Annotated in this window: 12 protein-coding genes and 1 tRNA gene; 4 read left to right on the top strand and 9 right to left on the bottom strand. The window is 73.6% G+C overall.

Annotated elements, in window-relative coordinates; all coding sequences use genetic code 11:
* The first annotated feature begins 1 nt into the window (after position 1).
* Together AVL62_RS13150 and AVL62_RS13155 are read left to right on the top strand one after the other, a co-directional pair.
* A complete protein-coding gene (locus AVL62_RS13150; RefSeq protein WP_058892111.1) occupies positions 2 to 1,525 on the top strand; it encodes a DUF3352 domain-containing protein in 1,524 nt (507 codons plus the stop codon).
* A gap of 156 nt (positions 1,526 to 1,681) precedes the next feature.
* Positions 1,682 to 1,755: transfer RNA gene (locus AVL62_RS13155), tRNA-Thr, on the top strand.
* A 93-nt stretch (positions 1,756 to 1,848) separates the two neighbouring features.
* On the opposite strand, the gene AVL62_RS13160 is transcribed toward AVL62_RS13155, so the two are convergent.
* The 8 genes from AVL62_RS13160 to AVL62_RS13195 all read right to left on the bottom strand — a co-directional run bounded on the left by AVL62_RS13160 (position 1,849) and on the right by AVL62_RS13195 (position 13,450).
* Complete coding sequence (locus AVL62_RS13160) at positions 1,849 to 3,432, bottom strand: alpha/beta hydrolase (protein WP_235585703.1); 1,584 nt, start codon at positions 3,430 to 3,432, stop codon at positions 1,849 to 1,851.
* 26 nt (positions 3,433 to 3,458) lie between these two features.
* The gene (locus tag AVL62_RS13165) at positions 3,459 to 4,622 is read right to left on the bottom strand and encodes a DNA polymerase III subunit delta' (protein ID WP_058892113.1); all 1,164 of its coding nucleotides are present in this window, start codon (positions 4,620 to 4,622) and stop codon (positions 3,459 to 3,461) included.
* Complete coding sequence (tmk, locus tag AVL62_RS13170; protein ID WP_058892114.1) at positions 4,619 to 5,284, bottom strand: dTMP kinase; 666 nt, start codon at positions 5,282 to 5,284, stop codon at positions 4,619 to 4,621. The genes AVL62_RS13165 and tmk overlap by 4 nt, the downstream gene beginning before the upstream one ends.
* Positions 5,285 to 5,355: 71 nt before the next feature.
* Complete coding sequence (locus tag AVL62_RS13175) at positions 5,356 to 6,000, bottom strand: hypothetical protein (RefSeq protein ID WP_058892115.1); 645 nt, start codon at positions 5,998 to 6,000, stop codon at positions 5,356 to 5,358.
* Positions 6,001 to 6,118: 118 nt separating this feature from the next.
* Positions 6,119 to 6,883 (bottom strand): MerR family transcriptional regulator, encoded by a 765-nt coding sequence (locus tag AVL62_RS13180; protein ID WP_058892116.1) that lies wholly within the window; start codon positions 6,881 to 6,883, stop codon positions 6,119 to 6,121.
* A 43-nt stretch (positions 6,884 to 6,926) separates the two neighbouring features.
* Positions 6,927 to 7,436: an Lrp/AsnC family transcriptional regulator gene (locus tag AVL62_RS13185; RefSeq protein WP_058892117.1), complete on the bottom strand. Its 510-nt coding sequence runs from the start codon at positions 7,434 to 7,436 to the stop codon at positions 6,927 to 6,929.
* 83 nt (positions 7,437 to 7,519) lie between these two features.
* Positions 7,520 to 12,760 carry a cell wall-binding repeat-containing protein gene (locus AVL62_RS13190; protein WP_235585704.1) on the bottom strand — a complete coding sequence of 1,747 codons (5,241 nt, stop codon included), beginning with the start codon at positions 12,758 to 12,760 and terminating at the stop codon, positions 7,520 to 7,522.
* 144 nt (positions 12,761 to 12,904) lie between these two features.
* The gene (locus tag AVL62_RS13195; protein ID WP_058892119.1) at positions 12,905 to 13,450 is read right to left on the bottom strand and encodes a winged helix family transcriptional regulator; all 546 of its coding nucleotides are present in this window, start codon (positions 13,448 to 13,450) and stop codon (positions 12,905 to 12,907) included.
* Positions 13,451 to 13,596: 146 nt separating this feature from the next.
* Here AVL62_RS13195 and AVL62_RS13200 point away from each other — a divergent pair, with 146 nt between their 5' ends.
* The gene (locus AVL62_RS13200) at positions 13,597 to 14,802 is read left to right on the top strand and encodes a trans-sulfuration enzyme family protein (RefSeq protein ID WP_058892120.1); all 1,206 of its coding nucleotides are present in this window, start codon (positions 13,597 to 13,599) and stop codon (positions 14,800 to 14,802) included.
* Between the two features lie 13 nt (positions 14,803 to 14,815).
* Here AVL62_RS13200 and topA read toward each other — a convergent pair whose 3' ends face one another.
* On the bottom strand, positions 14,816 to 17,542 hold the full coding sequence (gene topA / locus AVL62_RS13205) for a type I DNA topoisomerase (RefSeq protein WP_058892121.1): 2,727 nt from the start codon (positions 17,540 to 17,542) through the stop codon (positions 14,816 to 14,818).
* 104 nt (positions 17,543 to 17,646) lie between these two features.
* Between topA and AVL62_RS17345 the strand changes: the two genes are divergently transcribed.
* Complete coding sequence (locus AVL62_RS17345; protein WP_161937888.1) at positions 17,647 to 18,438, top strand: hypothetical protein; 792 nt, start codon at positions 17,647 to 17,649, stop codon at positions 18,436 to 18,438.
* Positions 18,439 to 19,017: the final 579 nt, after the last annotated feature.

The raw sequence follows: 19,017 nt of genomic DNA on the forward strand, positions 1-19,017 counted from the left end.
GGTGAACGACACGACCGGCGAGGTCGACGAGGGTGGGCGCAGGACGCCGTGGCTGCTCATCGGCGGGGGTGTCGCCGCGGCCGCCGTCATCGGGGGTGGCACGGCGTTCGCGCTCATGATGGGGGGTGGCGGTGACCGTCCGGACAGCGTCCTGCCCGGCGAGGTCGCGGCCTACGCGCAGGTCGACCTGGACCCCTCGGCGGGGCAGAAGGTCGCCGCGGTGCGCTTCTTCCAGGGCCTGGACTCCGAGATGGACGAGCGCCTGTCCGAGGGCGAGTGGCGCGAGTGGGTGTGGGAGCAGATCGAGGCCGAGGGCGAGGTCCCCGGCGACGTGTCCTTCGAGGAGGACATCGAGCCCTGGCTCGGGGACCGTGCCGGGATGGTCGTCATGGGCGCCGGCGAGGGCGAGGAGCCGGTCGTCGCCGTCGCGCTGCAGGTCAAGGACGGCGACGCCGCCCTGGCCTTCCTCGACGAGCACGTCGCCGAGAGCTCGGAGGAGGTCGGCTACTACCTCGAGAGCGACTACGTCGTCTTCAGCGAGGCCGACACCGTCGAGGCCGTCCGCTCCGCCGCCGAGGCCGGCACCCTGGCGGACAACGAGAACTTCACCTCCGACATGGAGGACCTGGGCGAGCCCGGCGTCATGGCGATGTGGGCCGACCTCGCGCAGACCGACGAGATCGACCCCGCGGCCTACGACCCGAGCCTGCAGATGACCCAGGACCAGCTGGGGCTGGGGACCGAGCGGCCCGAGGTCGCCGGTCGCATGGCCGCGACGGTGCGGCTCACCCCGGACGCGATCGAGATGCACGGCATCAGCCGGGACGTCACCGGTATGGAGTCGCTGCCCGCGGGCGGCAACGCCGACAACCTCGTCACCCAGCTCCCCGCCGACACCGCCGTCGCGATGTCCTTGGAGCACGGTGACGAGATGGTCCAGTCGCTCTGGGACCTCTACAGCGAGGACTACGCCGAGGAGCTGCAGCAGGCCTCGGACGCCGCGGCGCAGCAGGGCTTCTCCCTCCCCGACGACCTCAAGGTCCTCCTCGGGGAGTCGATGACCCTGGCCGTGGGGCCGGGCATCGTGGACGCCGTCATGGGGATCTCGCAGACCGACCCCTCGGTGCCGGAGCTGCCCCTGGTCTACCGCGCCACGACCGACACCGCCCGGGCCCAGGAGATGCTCGACGACAACGGCATGGGCGCCGGGGTCCTCGTGGTCCGCGACGACGACGGCACCCTCTCGCTCGGCACCGACCAGTCCTACGTCGACGCGGTCGCCGAGGGCGGCGGCGAGACGCTCGGCGAGAGCGACCTCTTCACCCGGGCGGTCGCCGACGCGGGCGAGGCGCAGTCGACCTTCTTCGTCGACGTGGCGCCCTTCGAGCAGTACTACCTGCCCGAGGTCACCGACGAGAACGCCCGCACGGCGCTCGAGAAGCTCGCCGCGGTCGGCATGTCCAATGTCACCGAGGAGGGCGGCGACAGCCGCTTCACCCTGCGGATGGTCGCCGACCAGGAGTGAGCCGGAGGGGCGGGTGACCAGCACCGCACCCGCACCGTCCCTGACCACCGGCCGACCCCCGCGGACCGGCTCCACGAGAGCCCGTCCACGGGGGTCGCTGGTTTGGGAGGCCCGACCCGGTCGGGTATCCTCGTCGAGTTGCCCGGCGGGCGACGCGCCGCCTTAGCTCAGTCGGCCAGAGCGATTCACTCGTAATGAATAGGTCGGGGGTTCGATTCCCCCAGGCGGCTCCGCAGCACCACCCACGACGCCCTCGACCCCCGGTCGGGGGCGTCGCTCGTCGCCGGTGGACCCGCGCGGTGACGGGTCCACCCCGGTCCCGGTCAGCAGGTGGTGCCGTCCGCCGGGACGGTGCCCTCGAGCAGGTAGGCGTCCACGGCGTCGTCGACGCAGTCGTTGGAGCGGCCGTAGGCCGTGTGCCCGTCGCCGTCGTAGGACAGCAGCACGCCCGAGTCGAGGGTGTCCGCGAGCCCCTCGGCCCACTCGTACGGCGTGGCCGGGTCGCGGGTGGTGCCGATGACGAGGATCGGGTCGGCCCCCTGCGCCGAGTAGTCCTCCACGGTCTCGCTGGCCTCCGCCGGCCAGTACTCGCACGCACCCTCACCGGCGAGGTAGCGTCCCCACGTCGGGGACACCTCCTCGAACTGCTGCTCCACCGCCTCCGAGTCGAGGTCCTCACCGTCCGAGCCGGCCGGCCGGTCGAGGCAGTTGACCGCGTAGATCGCCTGCATCCCGTTCCCGTCGTAGCTGCCGTCGCTGGACCGGGAGGCGTAGAGGTTGGCGAGGTACATGAGCAGCGTGCCGTCGCCCTGGAACGCCCGGTCGAAGGCCTGGGACAGGATCGGCCAGGCGCCCTGGTCGTACATCGCGACGATGATGCCGTACATCCCCCAGCCCTCGGTGAGCTCGCCGGCCGCGTCGTCCCCGACCGGGAGTGGCGCGGAGTCCAGCTCGTCCAGGAAGGCGGGGATCCGCGCCATGGCCGACTCGACGTCCGAGCCCAGCGGGCACTCCCCGCCGGCCACGCAGTCCTCGACGTAGGCGCGGGTGGCCCGCTCGAACCCCTCGGCCTGGCCGAGCCCCATCTCCAGGCCGGTGAGCTCGGGGTCGATGGCACCGTCCAGCACCAGGCGCCCCACCCGGTCCGGGAAGAGCGCGGCGTAGGTCGTGCCGAGGAAGGTGCCGTAGGAGGCCCCGAGGTAGGTCAGCTCCCCGTCGCCCAGGGCCGCGCGCAGGACGTCGATGTCGCGCGCGGCCTCGACCGTGGAGACGTGCCCGAGGAGGTCGGGGGCGTTGGCGCCGCACGCCTGGGCGAAGTCCTCGACGAGCTCCTGGGACGCCTGCTCCTCGGCGGCGTCGTCCGGGGAGGGGTCGGCGGAGAGGAACTCGTCCATCTGCGCGTCGTCGAAGCAGGTGATGGGCGCGGACCGGGCGACGCCCCGAGGGTCGAAACCGACGACGTCGTAGGCCTCGCGCACCGGGGCGGAGATCGCCATACCGGCACTCATGGCGTAGTCGACGCCGGAGCCGCCCGGACCGCCCGGGTTGACCACGAGCGAGCCCTGCGCCTCTCCGTCGGCCGGGCTGCGCAGCAGGGCGAGGTCGATGGTCTGCCCCTGCGGCTCGGCGTAGTCCAGCGGGACGGTGAGGGAGGCGCACTCGAAGTCGCCCTCGCAGGCGCTCCACACCAGCTCCTGCGAGTAGTAGTCCTCCAGGCCCTCCGGCGCCTCCTCGGGCGCCGGGGTCGAGGTCGCGACCGCCTCGCCGCCGCCCTCGTCGCCGCCCTGCGAGGAGGTCGCCCCACCGCCCTCGGGGGTCGCCGGGTCCGGGGCGTCGTCGCTGCAGGCCGCCAGCAGCGCGATCGCGCTGAGTCCGGCGACCGCCCTGGCCGTCATCGAGGTTCGCACGTGGTGTGTCCCTTTCCCGTCTGGTCTCACCCCCGGGGCAAGAGCAACCCAATCATCATGGCCTCGAGGACCAGCAGCGGCGCGCCGTTGGCGATGAGCCGCTGCCGGGCCTCGCCGATCGTCTCCAACGCCCCGAGCAGGCCCTCTGGTGTGAAGGAACGCGCGAGCCGCTCGATCTGCTCCGGCTCGCTGGCGTTGATGCGGCCCACGGACGCGCCGGTCGCCACGAGCAGCGCGTCGCGGTAGACCGAGGCCAGGTCGGTCAGCGCCGCGTCGATGCTGTCGTGCTGCTGCCGCTTCGCCTCAGCCTTGAGCCGGTCGTCGAGGCGGCGCAGGTGGGCGCGCACCGACGGCGGCTGGGTGCGCGCCGAGGCGTCCGCGCCCAGCTGCTCGAGCAGCTCGCGACGCTGCTGCTCGGCGTGGTCCGCCGAGGTGGCCTTGGCCCCCTCCCCGGCCTCGTCGACGAGGTCCTGCGCCGCCCTCAGGGCGTCCCCCAGGGAGCCCAGCGTCAGAGGTATGCCGGTGATCTCCCGGCGACGGGCCCGCGCGTGCTCGTCGGTGGCCAGCCGTCGGGCGATGCCGATGTGGCTCTGGGCCGCGCGCGCGGCGTAGTGCGCCATCGCCGGGTCGATGCCGTCGCGCTCGATGAGCAGGTCGGCGACCGCGCCCGCCGACGGGGTGCCCAGCCGGACGTGCCGGCAGCGTGAGCGGATCGTCACCAGGACGTCCTCCAGGGAGGGGGCGCACAGCATCCACACGGTCCGGGCCGTCGGCTCCTCCAGCGACTTGAGCAGCGTGTTGGCCGAGTGGTCGTTGAGCCGGTCGGCGTCCTCGACGACCATGACCCGCCACCGGCCCAGGCTCGGTCGGGCCTGCGCCTCCAGCACCAGCGCGCGGGCCTCGTCGACCTTGATGAAGGTCTGCTCGGTGTCGACGATCCGCACGTCCGGGTGGCTCCCGGCCATGACCATCCGGCACGGCTGGCACCGCCCGCACCCCACCTGCTCGGGCCCGCCGGCCTGCTCCTCGCACTGGAGGGCGGCCGCGAAGGTCCGCGCCGCGACCGACCGGCCCGACCCCGGGGGGCCGGTGAACAACCAGGCGTGCGTCATGGACGCCGGGTCGCCGGAGGCGCGCCGCAGGGTCTGCACGACCCGCGGCTGGCCCACGAGCTGGGTGAAGACGCTCACCGCACCCCCTTTAGCAGCGGGGCCAGGCGCTCGCGCACCTGCTCGGCCAGGCGACCGGCGTCCTCGTGCGCGTCGAGGACGAGGTAGCGCTCCGGAGCGCGGGCGGCGAGGTCGAGGAAGCCCTGACGGACCCGGTCGTGGAAGTCGTCGGCCTCGCGCTCCAGCCGGTCGTGGACCCGCCCGCGCCGCGCCCGGCCACGCTCGGCGCTGACGTCGAGGAGCACAGTGAGGTCGGGCAGCAACCCCTGCGTGGCCCACAGCGAGAGCTCGCGCACCTCCTCGTGCCCCAGGGCTCTCGCCGCCCCCTGGTAGGCGACCGAGGAGTCGAGGTAGCGGTCGGTGATGACGACCTCGCCCCGCTCCAGCGCCGGGCGGACGACGGTGGCGACGTGCTGGGCCCGGTCGGCAGCGAAGATCAGCGCCTCCGCGCGCGGCGACACCGAGCCGTCCTCGCCGTGCAGCACGAGCTCGCGCAAGGTCCGCCCCAGCGCGGTGCCACCCGGCTCGCGGGTGTGGAGCACGGCATACCCCTGCGCCTGCAGCCACTGCCCCAGCCGGGCGGACTGCGTCGACTTCCCCGCCCCGTCACCCCCCTCGACGGCGATGAACAGACCCCGTCCACGACCGCGTCCGGTCGCGCTGGGCGGGGTCGGCTCGGTCACGTGGGCAGCCTACGGGACGGGTATGACGTGCCCACCGTCGTCCACAGCGGGCCGGGCAGGGCGCGGGGCGGCTACTCGTCGCCGCCCGACGTGCCGGTCGTCGCCGTGGATCCGTCCCCCGGAGCGACCGGGGCCTGCGTCTGGCCGGAGCCGTCCTGCGGGGTCGGCGTCGCGGTCTGGCCGGCCCCGTCCACGACGCTGCCCCCGCCGTCACCGGACAGCACGCTCACCATCGAGGCCAGTGCGGCGATGCCGATGACCATCCCTGCCACCCCCAGGACGACGGTGCCCCGCGCCCTGGTGAGCTTCTCCACGAGCACGGAGGCGGCCTTGACCGTCTCGGCCGCCAGGCTGCGGCGGCCCACCGTGCTGCCGTGGATCTCCACCTCGGCCGCGGACCGGCCCTCGACGGGCTTCTTCAGCACCGCGCGGGTCTCGATGACGGCCAGCACGCCGGCGGCGATGATCGCCAGGCTGGCCACCCACAGAGCGAGCAGCACGACGAGGACGGCCGCCCGCTGGGCGAAGGAGCCGTCGACCCAGCTGGAGTCCTCGACGACCCCGGCCGCCTCGGTCAGCTCGATCCGGGCCGCCGCGCGCGTGAAGATCCAGGTCGAGACGACGGCGGCGACGACCCCGGCCGTGGCGGCCACCCCGGCCACGTCACCGCTCCACTCTCCAGGAACCACGGAGACCTTCGACGTGTCCTCGGACATGGCAGCTCCTTTGCTCGCCCACCGGTCACGTCCGGCGCGTGCGAGGCATTGTCCCGCTGGGGACGCGCACCGCACAAGAGGTCGCCGGCCACCTGTCACGGTGGCCGGCGACCTCCTCTCAGCCGCGGGCGGCGTTGGCCACGACCGCGTCGTGGACGTACTGTGCGAGCCCCGGGGCGATCTCCTCGTAGGAGGCGGTGAACCGGGGGTCGGTGACGTACATCTGCGCGATCGCGGCGTGCATCTCCCGCGGGCAGTCGTAGAACCAGCGGCAGATCTGCTGGCGGGCCTCCTCGGCGAGCGCCGTGCCGACCTCCGAGCCGGCCTCGTGACCCTGCTGCATCGCGGCGACGAAGCGGGCGTTGAGGTCGTCCTGCTCGTCCTTGACCTGCTGCCACTGCTCGACCGAGTAACCCTGGGTGCGCCGTGCGGACTGCTGCCACGCGTCGGTGTCGCCCCAGCGCTGCTCCGCCTCGGCGGCGTAGTCGTCGTCGAAGCCGTCGCCGAAGATCCGCCTCAGCTCGGCAGGGCTGACCTGGTTGCCACTCATCTCGTCCTCCAGTGCTGCGTCGATCAACCGGGTCAGCTCCTGGAGCTGCCCGATGCGGTCCGTGACGCTCGCCCGCTGCCGCCGCAGGTGCGCCGTGACGTCGGCGTCCTGCTGCAGCAGCTCGGCGATCTCCTCCAGCCCGAACCCGAGCCGGCGGTAGACGACGACGTGCTGCAGACGGGAGAGGTCGCCCGCGGTGTAGAGCCGGTACCCGGCGAGGCTCCGCCCACCCGGCACCACCAGACCGATCTCGTCGTAGTGGTGCAGCGTGCGGATGCTCACGCCGACCTCGCTGGCCACCTGGCCGACCGTCCACGTCTCCTGCGCCGTCATCTGCGTCACGTGCCCCAGCGTGCAGCCTCACGGAGCGTGAGGGTCAAGCCTCTTCTGCGGGAGCCTCGTCGGCGGCGGTCATGGTCCCGTGCCCGCGCAGCGACTCGAAGATGAGGCTGGTCTCGGCGTGCAGGACCCCGGGCCGGTTGGTGAGGTGGTCGAGCACGAAGTCCCGCAGGGCGTCCGCGCTCGGGACCGCCACGTGCACGTAGTAGTCGATGGCCCCGGAGACGTGGAAGGCCCCGAGCACCCCGGGCAGCTGCGGCACCTCGCGGGTGAACTCCTCGAAGTTCGCCCGCCGGTGCCCGCCGAAGCGGATAGCGATCATCGCCTCGACCGGTCTCCCCACCGCCACCGGGTCGATGTCGGCATGGATGCCGCGCACGACACCGCGCTCGCGCAGCGACCGCACCCGGACCAGGCAGGTGGACTCGGCGACACCGACCTCACGGGCCAGCATCGCGTTGGACATCCGCCCGTCGACCTCGAGCAGGCGGACCAGGGCGAGGTCGGTGTCGTCGAGCGGCTTGTCGTCACGAGGATTCTTCGGCACGAGGTCAGGATATGCCGTCCGCAGCGGCAGACGCGGCAGCCCGACCGGGCGGGGGCCAGGTCGGGCTGCCGGTCCCGGCGGGCCTACTCCAGGGTGCGCAACCGCTCCAGGACGTCGTCGGCCACGGCGCCGTCACCGCCGAGGACGCTGACGAGCGCCGGCTGGAGGCGTTCGAGCGTGGTCCAGGTCGACGGGGGGACGGAGGCCTGGCGGACCAGGAGCATCGGCGCGTCCGCGCTTCCCGAGGCCGCCGCCCCGGCCAGCGCGTCCGGCCAGTTCTGCCCCGAGGCCACGAACACCTGGGCACGGGTGTCGTCCGCTCCTGCCAGCAGCGCGGCCGTGGCGTACCGGTTCTTCCCGGCCACCCGCGTGACCGCGCCCCACTCCTCCAGCGCCTCCTCGACCTCGCTGTCGACGACGCCCTCCCCACCGAGCAGGACGATCTCCTCCGCGCCGAGGTCGGTGAGCGCCGCCGCCGTGGCCGCCGGCACCGCGTCGGGCCGCACGAGCAGCACCGGCGCGTCGGAGCGACCCGCCCGGGCCGCGCCGGCCAACGCATCCGGGTAGTCCCGGCCGGTCGCGACGTAGACCGTGTCCGACGTGCCGACTTCGGCCGCGACCAGTGCTGCCGTGCCGTAGCGGTCCTTCCCGGCGAGACGGCGGACCTCCACCCGGGCCGCCTCCTCGATCGCCTCGACGACGCCGTCCTCGACCGCGCCGTCCCCGCCGAGGACGACGACCTCCCGCGGGTCGAGCCGCTCCAGCTCACCGGCGGTCGCCGCCGGGAGCCGGTCGGGCTTGGTGAGGAGCACCGGAGCGCCGATGCTCCCGGCCCGCGCAGCCGCCGCCAGGGCGTCCGGGTAGTCGGCGCCGGTGGCCACGAAGACCGCCTCCACCCCCGGGTCGAAGGTCCGCGACAGCAGGACGGCGGTGCCGTAGCGGTCCTCCCCCGCGATCCGCTCGACCTCGGGGTGGACCGGCCCGGGCGGCGTGCCGCAGTCCTCGTGGAGCAGGGCGAAGTCCTGCTCCACCACCTCGCCGCGACGCGGGCTGACCGTGGCGCTGTCGCTGAGGTGGGACGCGGCGGAGGCGAGCAGCTCCAGGTCACCGACCCGGGTGTCGATCCACCGGGCGTACGAGCCGTCGGCGTCGGTCACCATCCGCCAGCGCGGCTGATCGGCCCGCTCGGGGGTCGCGTCCACGACGGCCCCGCCGAGCGGGTCCGTGACGCCCTCGCAGTCCTCCCCCTCGACGAGACCGGACAGCTTGCCCCAGGTCGCCGGCGGCCGGACCGTCATCGCCACCTCCATGGTGGGGTCGCTGCCGGCCACGCCACCGGTGACGCGGACGCCTGCGGTGTAGGCACCTGGCTGGGCCACGTCCCCGTCGGTCGTCACCTCGACGGTCACCGACTCCCCCGGCGCGAGAGTGAACTCGGTCCGGGAGAGCGAGAGCCACGGCACGTCCACCCCGGCGTCCGAGCACTCGTCGAACCCGGGCAGCAACTCGACCACGTCGAGCACGGTCCCCCCGTCGATCCCACCCACCCTGACGAAGCCGCAGGCGCCGGCCCCGCGGTAGCTGGGCACGTTGGCGTTCGGCAGGTCGACCCAGGTATCGGTCGCCGGGTCGTAGCCGAAGGTCTCGTTGGACAAGTCGCCCTGCTGCACGCCGCCGCTGACGACCAGCTGACCGGCGGCCGCGGCGTAGGCCGCCGCCCAGTGGTCGCTCGGCGCGTCCGCGACCGGGGACCACGCGTCGTCCGCCGGGTCGTAGGCGTAGGTGGCCGCCGAGCTGGAACCGCTGTCGGGGTCGACGCCGCCGGAGCAGTACAGCTGGCCCTCGGCACCACCGCACGCGGCGAAGGCGATCTCCTCGGGGTAGTCCGCCAACACCTCCCAGGAGTCGGACCCCGGGTCGTAGGCCGTCACGGCGGCCGAGGCCGGCGCACAGTCGCCGGTGGTGCACCCCCCGACGGTGTAGAACCGCCCGTCCAGGACACCGTGACCTGCGGCCGAGACCGCGGACGGGTTGTCCGCCACCTGGGTCCAGGCATCGGCGCGGGCGTCGTAGACGACGGTGGCACCGGTCGTCGCGCCGGCCTCGTCCCACCCGCCGGACACCACGATCTGCCCGCCGACGACGCCGGCCGACGGCGCGTTGACCCTCATCGGCAGCGGCGCCACCTCGGTCCACTCCATCGCGGCGTTGTCGTAGCGGTGGACGGCGTCCGTCGGCTCCATGCCGTCGCTGCCGCCCACGACGTACCACTGGCCGTCGAGGGCCACGACCCGGTGGTCCATGATCCCGGTCGGGTAGGGCGTGAGCTCCGTCCACGGCTCCTCCTGGGGGGCGCGGGGCGACGGGGAGGACTGCCCCGCCCCGGGCGCCGCACCGAAGGAGGTCTCGACGTCGGCGGTCCGCACCGGCGCCCCCTCGGCAGCCCGGACGTCGGAGGCGGAGGAGCGGGAGCCGTCGGCACGCAGGATGGTCATGTCACCGCCCACCTCCCGCAGCTCCACCTGTGCGGTGCCGGTGCCCTCGTTGCTCACCGTGAGGTCGCGGGTCTGCGCCTCACCGAGCAGGACGTCGGTCGCGATTGACCCGGGGTCCACCGTGAGGACACCACCCTCGAGCGTGAAGTCGGCGCGGACCGCGCCCTCGTCGGGCACGCCCACGTCCTGGCGCGCCGGGCTGTAGCTGCGGGCGGTCGCCTCGAACGGGTGCGGTCCGGCCAGCGAGCTGAACAGCCAGTAGAAGCCGTCGTCCTGCCCCTCGTCCGCCGGGGTGTCCTTGCTCATGCCGGAGTCGCCGGAGTCCAGGTTGGTCACCGTCGCGCCGCTGACCGGGTCGTCGTCCACCCCGGAGGTGACGGTGCCCACGACGTACCCGCCCTCACCGACCGGGTCGCACGACATGCTGCCGAGCAGCACGTCGTCCACCTGCCACCAGAGCGTCCAGTTGGCGTCGTAGAAGTGCCAGCGCACCTGCACCTGGCTCTGTCCGGCCGCCATCGGCAGGGGCACGGTGTCCCTGACCTCGATCTGCTCACCCGTGTAGGTCTTCACCGTGGTCCAGGTGCCGCCGCCGTCGATGCTGACGTCGAGGTCGGCGGTGTCACCGAGCTCCACGTAGAAGTGGTTGAAGGCGACGACGGGGGTGGTCTGCCCCGTGAGGTCCACGACCGGGGAGACCAGGGAGGTGTCCTGGCTGCCGTCCGGGCCGTAGAAGTCGCTGTTGACGTCGGCGAAGCCGCCCTCGCCGCCGGTGAGGTTGCCCATCCCGCCCGGGTCGTCGAAGGTCCACACCTGGCCGTTGTCGAGGTTGTCCTCCACGGTCCACCCGTCCGGCAGCTCGAGGGTGTCGAAGGACTCGGTGAGGCCGGTGGAGCTGGCGGCATACCCGTTCGCGACGCAGCTGAGGACGTCGACCAGCATGCTCACGTCCAGGGTCTCGTCCCCCTCGAGCGACACCTCCTCCGAGACGACCGTGTAGCCGGGGTACTGCGCCTCGACCCGCACCACGACCGGGGTGCCCAGCGGGACGTCCAGGGCGTAGCTCCCGTCGAGCGGGTCGGTGAACGTCGTCAGCGCCGTGCCCCCGACGGAGACCTTGGCGTAGAGCGGGTAGCCCTGGCCGGAGCCGTCACCGACGGTCCCGCTCAGGGTGCCCGTGGGCGCCTGGTCGAGAGCGAAGTCCCGCACCACCGTGCCGTCCACGGGCACGGTCACCTCCGCGCTCTCGGAGACCCAGCCGAAGCTCGAGGCGATCACGGCGTAGTCGCCGGAGGTCACCAGGGCGCGGTACCTGCCCTCGGCGTCGGTCGTGAGCTCACGCTCCAGCGGGCCGTCGAGGCTCACCTGCGCCCGGCCCAGCGGGTCGCCGGAGGCGGCGTCGGTCACGGTGCCCTCGACGAACCCGGTGTCGCCGCGAGGGGCGGACTCCACGAGCGCGAGCGCGTCCAGGCGTCCCTCGCCGAAGACGTTGTTGTCCTCGTCGGTGCCCCCGCACTGGTCGTCCGGGCTGTCGACGGCGGTGCCGTCCAGCAGGTTCTTCGTCGCCTCGAGGTCACCGACGAGCACCGGCGCGCTCGACCACAGCAGGGCGATCGAGCCGGCCACGTGCGGCGAGGCCATCGACGTGCCGGAGAACGCGGCGTAGTCGTTGCCGGGCACCGAGGAGCGCACGGCGGTGCCGGGCGCCGACACGTTGGGCTTGGTCTCCCCGTCCTGGCCCGCGCCGCGGCTGGAGGTGTCGGCGATCTGGTGCGCGGCGTCGTAGTTGCCCACCGAGTAGTTGACGACCAGGCTCCCCGGCGACCCCGAGGTCTCGCAGCCCGGACCGATGTTGCCGTTGGCCCAGACCCCGAACTGGCCGGCGGCCGCCCAAGCGAGCGACACGTCCTCCATGAACGGGTCGTCGGACGGTATGCCCGAGCCCCAGGAGTTGTTGATGACGTGCGGACGCTGGGCGGGGTCGGGGTCGCTGCCGTCGACCCGGGTCGGCGCGAGCATCCACTCCCCGCTGGTGATGAGCGCGTCGTCGGAGGGGCAGCAGCCGTTGGCGGCGATCCACCGGGCGCCCGGGGCGACGCCGACCTGGTTGTCGCCACCGTCGTCGCCGACCATGGTGCCGGTCACGTGGGTGCCGTGGGCGTCGACGTCGACCGGCTCCTCGGGCGAGACCCCGGCCGCGTCGAACCAGTTGTAGTCGTGGTCGAAGGTGCCGTCGCCGTTGTTCCCGCGGTACTGCTCCACCAGCGCGGGGTGGTCGTACTGCACGCCGGTGTCGATGGTCGCGACGACGATGCCTTCGCCGGTGACGCCGAACTCGCTCCAGACGTCGTCGGCGTTGATGTCGGCGATCCCCCACTCGACCGCCGCCGGACCGACCGCCGTGGGCTCCACCGGGCGCACCTCGGGCACGTCGTAGGTGCGGGTCGGGTAGATCCCCTCGACCTCGGAGCGCCCTGCCAGGGCCAGCGCGAGGTCCTCCGACCCGGCGGTCACGTGCACCGCGTTGGTGATCCAGTGCGTCTCGTAGGTGGCGCCCTCGGCGTCCAGCTTGGCGCGCACCCCCGCCTGGCTGGCGGTCGCGGTGCTGGTGAGCGCGTCGTACACCCCCTGGCCGCGAGCGGCCCAGTCCCGCACCCCCTCGAACTGCGTGAGGTCGGGGCGCTCCTCCAGCCGCACCCAGAAGTCGGTCCTCCCCTGCGTCTCGAGCTCCTCCTGCACCGCCTGCTCGATCTTGGCCTCGGCGTCCGGCGCCGGTGCCGCGAGCGCAGGCGCCGTCGTCGTCGCCCCCGCCAGCACCACCCCCAGCATGCTGACCCCCGCGACTGCCCTGCGCCATACCCCTGCCTGAACCATGTCGGCCTCCCAGCGCGTCCTGCCTCGATCGGATGACCTGACCGTAGGCAGCGCCGGGGCGTCCCACAACGACCGGCGTGGGGCAATCGTCGGGCAGTGTCACCCGCCGGCGGAGGCTCCCGTGGGCGCGGCGACGGTCAGGGTGCGGGCCTGGAAGCCGCAGCCCCGGACGGTCTCCACCGTCAGCGGCAGGCGGGCCCCGCCCAGCTTGCGCCGCAGGCGCTTGATCACCGAGCGGACCTGCGCGCCGTCCCCCACGAAGGACGTCCCCCACACGTCGCGGGAGAGCTCCTGGATGGACCACGCGTGCCCCTGGTCGGAGACCAGGAGAGCGAGGACGTCGTACTCCAGGGGGGTCAGGCGCACCGCACGGCCCCCGGCCACCACCGTCCGCGCCTCGGGGTCGAGGACGACGTCCGGCCGGGGCGCGCCCTCCGCCTCCCGGCAGCCCAGCTCCGCGGCGCCCGAGCCCAGCAGGGTGGCGGCGTGCTGCCGGCTCGTCGCGAGGAGGACGCAGACCCCGTCGGGGAGTCGGGCGAGGAGCCGCTCGCGCTCGGCCCGCGTGGCCGCGATGACGAGCACCATGGACCGACCGGCGTCCTGGACCGGGACGGGGCGCACGTCCCCGAGGTGAGTGACCCCCATGGCCGAACCCTAGTGGCGGTCGGGTCCGGTGTCACGACCTGCGGCCACACGGGCTTCTCGACGCACATCAGGGACGTTGTGGCAGATAATTCCGCGGATCCTGCCGGATTCTTGACTGCGGACCGCAGTATCCGCATCATGAGGGTATGCCGCTGCCTCGCCCCGACCTCGACACCCGCGCCGTCCACGCCGGGCGCGCCGACCTCACCGCGCTCGGGGTGCACGTGCCCCCGATCGACCTGTCCAGCACCTACCCCCTGCCGGACGTCGAGACCGGTGGGCAGGCCTACGACCAGATGGCCGGAGGCGGAGCCCGGCTGGAGGGCCAGTCGGCGGTCTACCAGCGGTTGTGGAGCCCGGGCGTCGCGCGCTTCGAGGAGGCCCTGGCCGAGCTCGAGGGAGGCGAGGCCGGCGTGGCCTTCGCCTCCGGCATGGCGGCGCTGAGCGCCGTGCTCCTGGCGTGCACGGGCGCCGGCACCCCCCACGTCGTCGCGGTGCGTCCGCTCTACGGCGGCTCCGACCACCTCCTGGCCACCGGGATCCTCGGCACGCGGGTGACCTGGACCGACCCCGAGGGTGTCGCCGCAGCGGTCGAGGCGGACACCGGGCTCGTCGTCGTCGAGACCCCGGCCAACCCCACCCTCGACCTGGTCGACCTGCGCGAGGTGGTCGCCGCCGCCGGCGACGTGCCCGTGCTCGTGGACAACACCTTCGCCACCCCGGTCCTGCAGCGGCCGCTGGAGCTGGGTGCGAGCATCGTCCTGCACTCGGTCACCAAGTTCCTCGCCGGGCACGGCGACGTCCTCGCCGGTGCCGTGGTGACCTCAGAGACCTGGGCCCGGCGGATCCGGCCGGTGCGCGCCGTCACCGGTGCCGTCCTGCACCCGCTGTCGGCCTACCTCGCGCACCGCGGCCTGCAGACGCTGCCGCTGCGGGTGCGCGCCCAGCAGGAGGGCGCCCAGGTGGTGGCCCGGTGGCTGCGCGGCCATCCCGCGGTGCGGGAGGTCTTCTACCCCGGCGCGGACGGCGACCCGCGCCGGCTCATCGGCCGTCAGATGGCCGGCCCCGGTGCCGTGCTCGCCCTCGACCTCGGCAGCTACGAGGCCGCCGCGGCCGTGGCGCAGGGCTGCCGGCTCATCACCCACGCCGTCTCCCTCGGCGGGGTGGACTCCCTCGTCCAGCACCCGGCCGCCCTCACCCACCGCCCGGTCGCCGCCGAGGCCCGGCCGGGCGCGGGCATACTCCGGCTGTCCGTGGGCCTGGAGGCCCCCGAGGACCTCATCGACGACCTCGAGCAGGCGCTCGCCGCCGCCCCCGTGCGCGAGGAGCACCCCGCCACCACGTCGGTCTGAGGCGCGGGGCGGCTCAGGACTTCTTCGTCGACGCCCGGCCGGTGGAGCCCTTCTTCGCCGGGGCCTTGCGCGTGGTCTTCGCCCTCGTCGCCGGCTTCTTGCGGGTGGTCGGTCCCTTCGAGCGCTTCTCCGCGATGAGCTCGAAGGCCCGCTCCTCGGTCAGCGTCTCGGGGTCGTCCCCACGGCGCAGGGTGGCGTTGGTCTCCCCGTCGGTGACGTAGGGCCCGAACCGGCCATCCTTGGCGACGACCTTGCGGCCCGACACCGGGTCCTCGCCGAACTCGGCCAGCGGCGGCTTGGCGGCCCCGCGCCCGCGCTGCTTGGGCTGGGCGTAGATCGCCAGGGCCTCCTCGAGGGTGATGTCGAAGATCTGCGCCTCGGTCTCCAGCGAGCGGCTGTCGGTGCCCTTCTTGAGGTAGGGCCCGTAGCGGCCGTTCTGCGCGGTGATGTCCACGCCCTCGGCGTCCTGGCCGACGACCCGGGGCAGCGAGAGCAGCCGCAGGGCCGTGTCCAGCTCGATGGTGGCCAGGTCCATGTCGGCGAAGAGCGACCCGGTGCGCGGCTTGACCTTGGCCTTCTTCTTCGCGCCCTTGGCCTCGCCGTCCTCGTCCTCGACCACCTCGGTGACGTAGGGCCCGTAGCGGCCGTTCTTGGCGATGATCTCCCGGCCGGTCTCGGGGTCGGTGCCGAGCACCCTCCCGTCGTCGGCGGCGGCCGCGAGCAGCTCCTCGGCCTTGGCCGCGGTCATCTCGTCCGGGGCGATCTCGTCGGGCACGGTCGCCCGGCGCGGGGTCTCCCCCTCCTCGCCGGGCAGCTCGACGTAGGGGCCGTAACGACCGACCCGCACGACCGTCCCGTCCCCGGTCGTCACCGCGGACACGGCGCGGGCGTCGATGTCGCCGAGGTCGGCGACGAGGTCGCGCAGCCCCTGGGTGGAGGTCGCCTGGTCGCCGAAGTAGAAGCGCTGCAGCCAGGCGACCCGCTGCTCCTCGCCGTGGGCGATCTTGTCGAGGTCGCTCTCCATCGACGCCGTGAAGTCGTAGTCGACCAGCCGCGGGAAGTGCTGCTCGAGCAGCTGGGTCACCGCGAAGGCCAGCCAGGTCGGCACCAGCGCCGAGCCGCGGCTGTGCACGTAGCCGCGGTCCTGGATGGTGCCGACGGTCGCGGCGTAGGTCGAGGGCCGGCCGATGCCGCGCTCCTCCAGCGCCTTGACCAGCGTCGCCTCGGTGTAGCGGGCGGGCGGGCTGGTCTGGTGGCCCTGCGCGTCGGCCCGCAGCGTCTCCAGCGCGACACCCTCGCTCAGCTTGGGCAACCGCATACCCATGGCGCTGTCGTCGCCGTAGCGGCTCTCGTCGCGACCCTCCTCGTAGGCGGCGAGGAAACCGCGGAAGGTGATGACGGTGCCGGAGGCGGAGAACTGCGCGCTGGAGTATGTCGTCCCCCCCGCGCTCGTGCCCTCCGGCAGGGTCGCGGTGAGCCGGACGCTGGCGGTCGACCCCTTGGCGTCGGCCATCTGGGAGGCGACGGTCCGCTTCCAGATGAGCTCGTAGAGCGCGTACTCCCCGCCGCGGATCTCACCGGCCACCTGCGCCGGGGTGCGGAAGGTGTCGCCCGCGGGTCGGATCGCCTCGTGCGCCTCCTGGGCGTTCTTGCTCTTCTTGCCGTAGACGCGAGGGCTCTCGGGCACGAAGTCGGCGCCGTACATGTCGCGCGCCTGGCTGCGGGCGGCGCTCACGGCCCCGCTCGACAGGTTGGTCGAGTCGGTGCGCATGTAGGTGATGTAGCCGTTCTCGTAGAGCCGCTGCGCGGTGCGCATGGTGCTCTGGCTGTTCATCCGCAGCTTGCGGGACGCCTCCTGCTGCAGGGTGGAGGTCGTGAAGGGGGCCGAGGGGCGGCGGGTGTAGGGCTTCTCCGAGACCTCCCGCACGACGACGTCGGCCTCGCGGGTGCCGGCGGCGATGGCCTCCGCCGCGGCGGCGTCCAGCTGGACGGCGTTCGCGGTCCTCAGCGTGCCGTCGTCGGCGAAGTCGCGGCCGCTGGCGACCTTGGACCCGTCGATCCCGGTGAGCTTGGCCTCGAAGCCCTGGCCGCTGTTGCCGCCGGGGGCGAACTCCCCCTCGACGTCCCAGTAGGAGGCGACCTTGAAGGCCATCCGCTCGCGCTCGCGCTCCACCACCAGCCGGGTCGCGACCGACTGGACGCGGCCGGCCGACAGCCCCTGCTTGACCTTGCGCCACAGCACGGGGGACACCTCGTAGCCGTAGAGCCGGTCGAGGATGCGGCGGCTCTCCTGCGCGTCGACGAGGTGGGTGTCCAGCTCGCGGGTGTCGTTGACGGCGCGCTGGATGGCCTCCTTGGTGATCTCGTGGAAGACCATGCGGCGCACCGGCACCTTGGGCTTGAGGACCTCGAGCAGGTGCCAGGCGATCGCCTCCCCCTCACGGTCCTCGTCGGTCGCCAGGAAGAGCTCGTCGGCGTCCTTGAGCGCCCGCTTGAGCTCGGTGACCTTCTTCTTCTTGTCCGCGTCGACCACGTAGTAGGGCTCGAAGCCGTCGTCGACGGCGATCGCGAACTTGCCGTAGGGCCCCTTCTTCATGTCGGCAGGGAGCTCGGAGGGGTTCGGCAGGTCCCGGATGTGCCCGACGCTCGCGTCGACCCGGAAGTCCTTGCCGAGGTACTCGCCGATCTTCTGCGCCTTCGCCGGGGACTCGACGATGACCAGCTTGGTGCCAGGTGCCACAGGATCTCCTTCGCCCCGTGTGCCGCGGATTCGTCGCGACCTCCGACACGGGACCTCGGGCGTCACCGTAGCCCATCGCCAGGGGCGGGCTACGCTGGCTCCCTATGGCGGCGAAGCGTGCGACCTCGACGAGCGGCAGGCAGCGGCGGCCGGGCCGTGGTTGCGCCCGGGGCGCGAGGCCGACGGTCCTCCTCCTGGCCCTGGGGGCGGTGCTGGTCGCGGGCTGCGACGACGACGCCGGCGGGGGCGGGGACGACCCGGCCTCCGGCGACGGTCAGACGTCCACCCCCACCGGGGGCGGCGGGGACACCGGGGGTGGTGACGCGGGCGGGGACGGTGCCGACGGCACCGCGGACGCACCCGCGGCGGAGCCGGCTCCCCCGCCCACCGCACCGGCCGACATCGAGCCCGAGCGGGGCGAGCGCAGCGTGTCCGAGGACGGCTCGACCATCACCGTCCAGGGGGACCGGGCCGCCTTCGTGACGCCGACCGGCAACCTCGCGTGCGTGCTCAACGGCCCGAGCGCGTCCTGCCAGCTGCTCGACATGGCCTACTCGCCGAACCCCGACCACCTCGTCGAGGACGCGGTCGGCGAGTGCGCCGCGGACGCGGCCGACACCATGGTCCTCACCGATGCCGGGGGCGTGTGGACGTGCCCCCCGGAGACGCTCACGAGGACCGCCGCCGCCACCGAGGGCGGCTGGTGGGCCGAGGCGGCGGGCGCCCCGACGACCGGCGTCGAGGACACCGACGCGGCCGTCCTGGAGTACGGCCTCACCCTGCGCGTCGGGGACACGACCTGCCTGTCCAGCGAGGACGGCGTCACCTGCCGCAGCGGCGACCTGGGCCGGCAGTTCTTCATCTCCCGCAACGCCTACCGCTTCGGCGCCAGCTGACCGAGGCCGCGGGGCCGGGCGCGGGGCCTCGGCTCAGCGCAGCAGCCCGTCCTTGACCAGCTCGCGCAGGGTCGGCAGAACCGCCTGCTCGACCTGGTCCGCGGGCTGCTCGGTGAGGACGGCCAGGCCGGCGCACAGCTGGCGGGCGGTGAGCTCGCCGTCGCAGGCACCGACGAGCCCGGCGGCGAGCGTGTCGAGTCGTACGGTGCGGCGCAGCCCGCCACCCTGCCGGACCTGGATCACCTGCGGGTCGGGGTCGCCGGGCCGGCCGATGCGGTCCTCCGTGACGTCGTCGGCGACCTGCCACGGCGTGTCCAGCAGCTCGGCCTCGCCGTGCTCGGCCAGCCAGGTGCGGGCCTCCAGCCCGGCGAGGACCGTCGGTCCCATGGGGGAGGCCACCGGTCCCCGGACGTCCATGAGGTCCAGCCACGGCTCGCGCCCGGTGCGCGGTCGACGGAGGGTCACGACGCCGAAGCCGAGCCGCTCGACCCCGCGCTCGGCGAAGTCGTCCAGCCACGCGGCATACAGCTCCTCGAAGCCGGCACTGCCCGGCTGGTGCCCGCCGTCGCGCGTCCACGT

Source organism: Serinicoccus chungangensis (assembly GCF_001483745.1).
In the GTDB taxonomy this organism is placed as follows: Bacteria; Actinomycetota; Actinomycetes; order Actinomycetales; family Dermatophilaceae; genus Ornithinicoccus; species Ornithinicoccus chungangensis_A.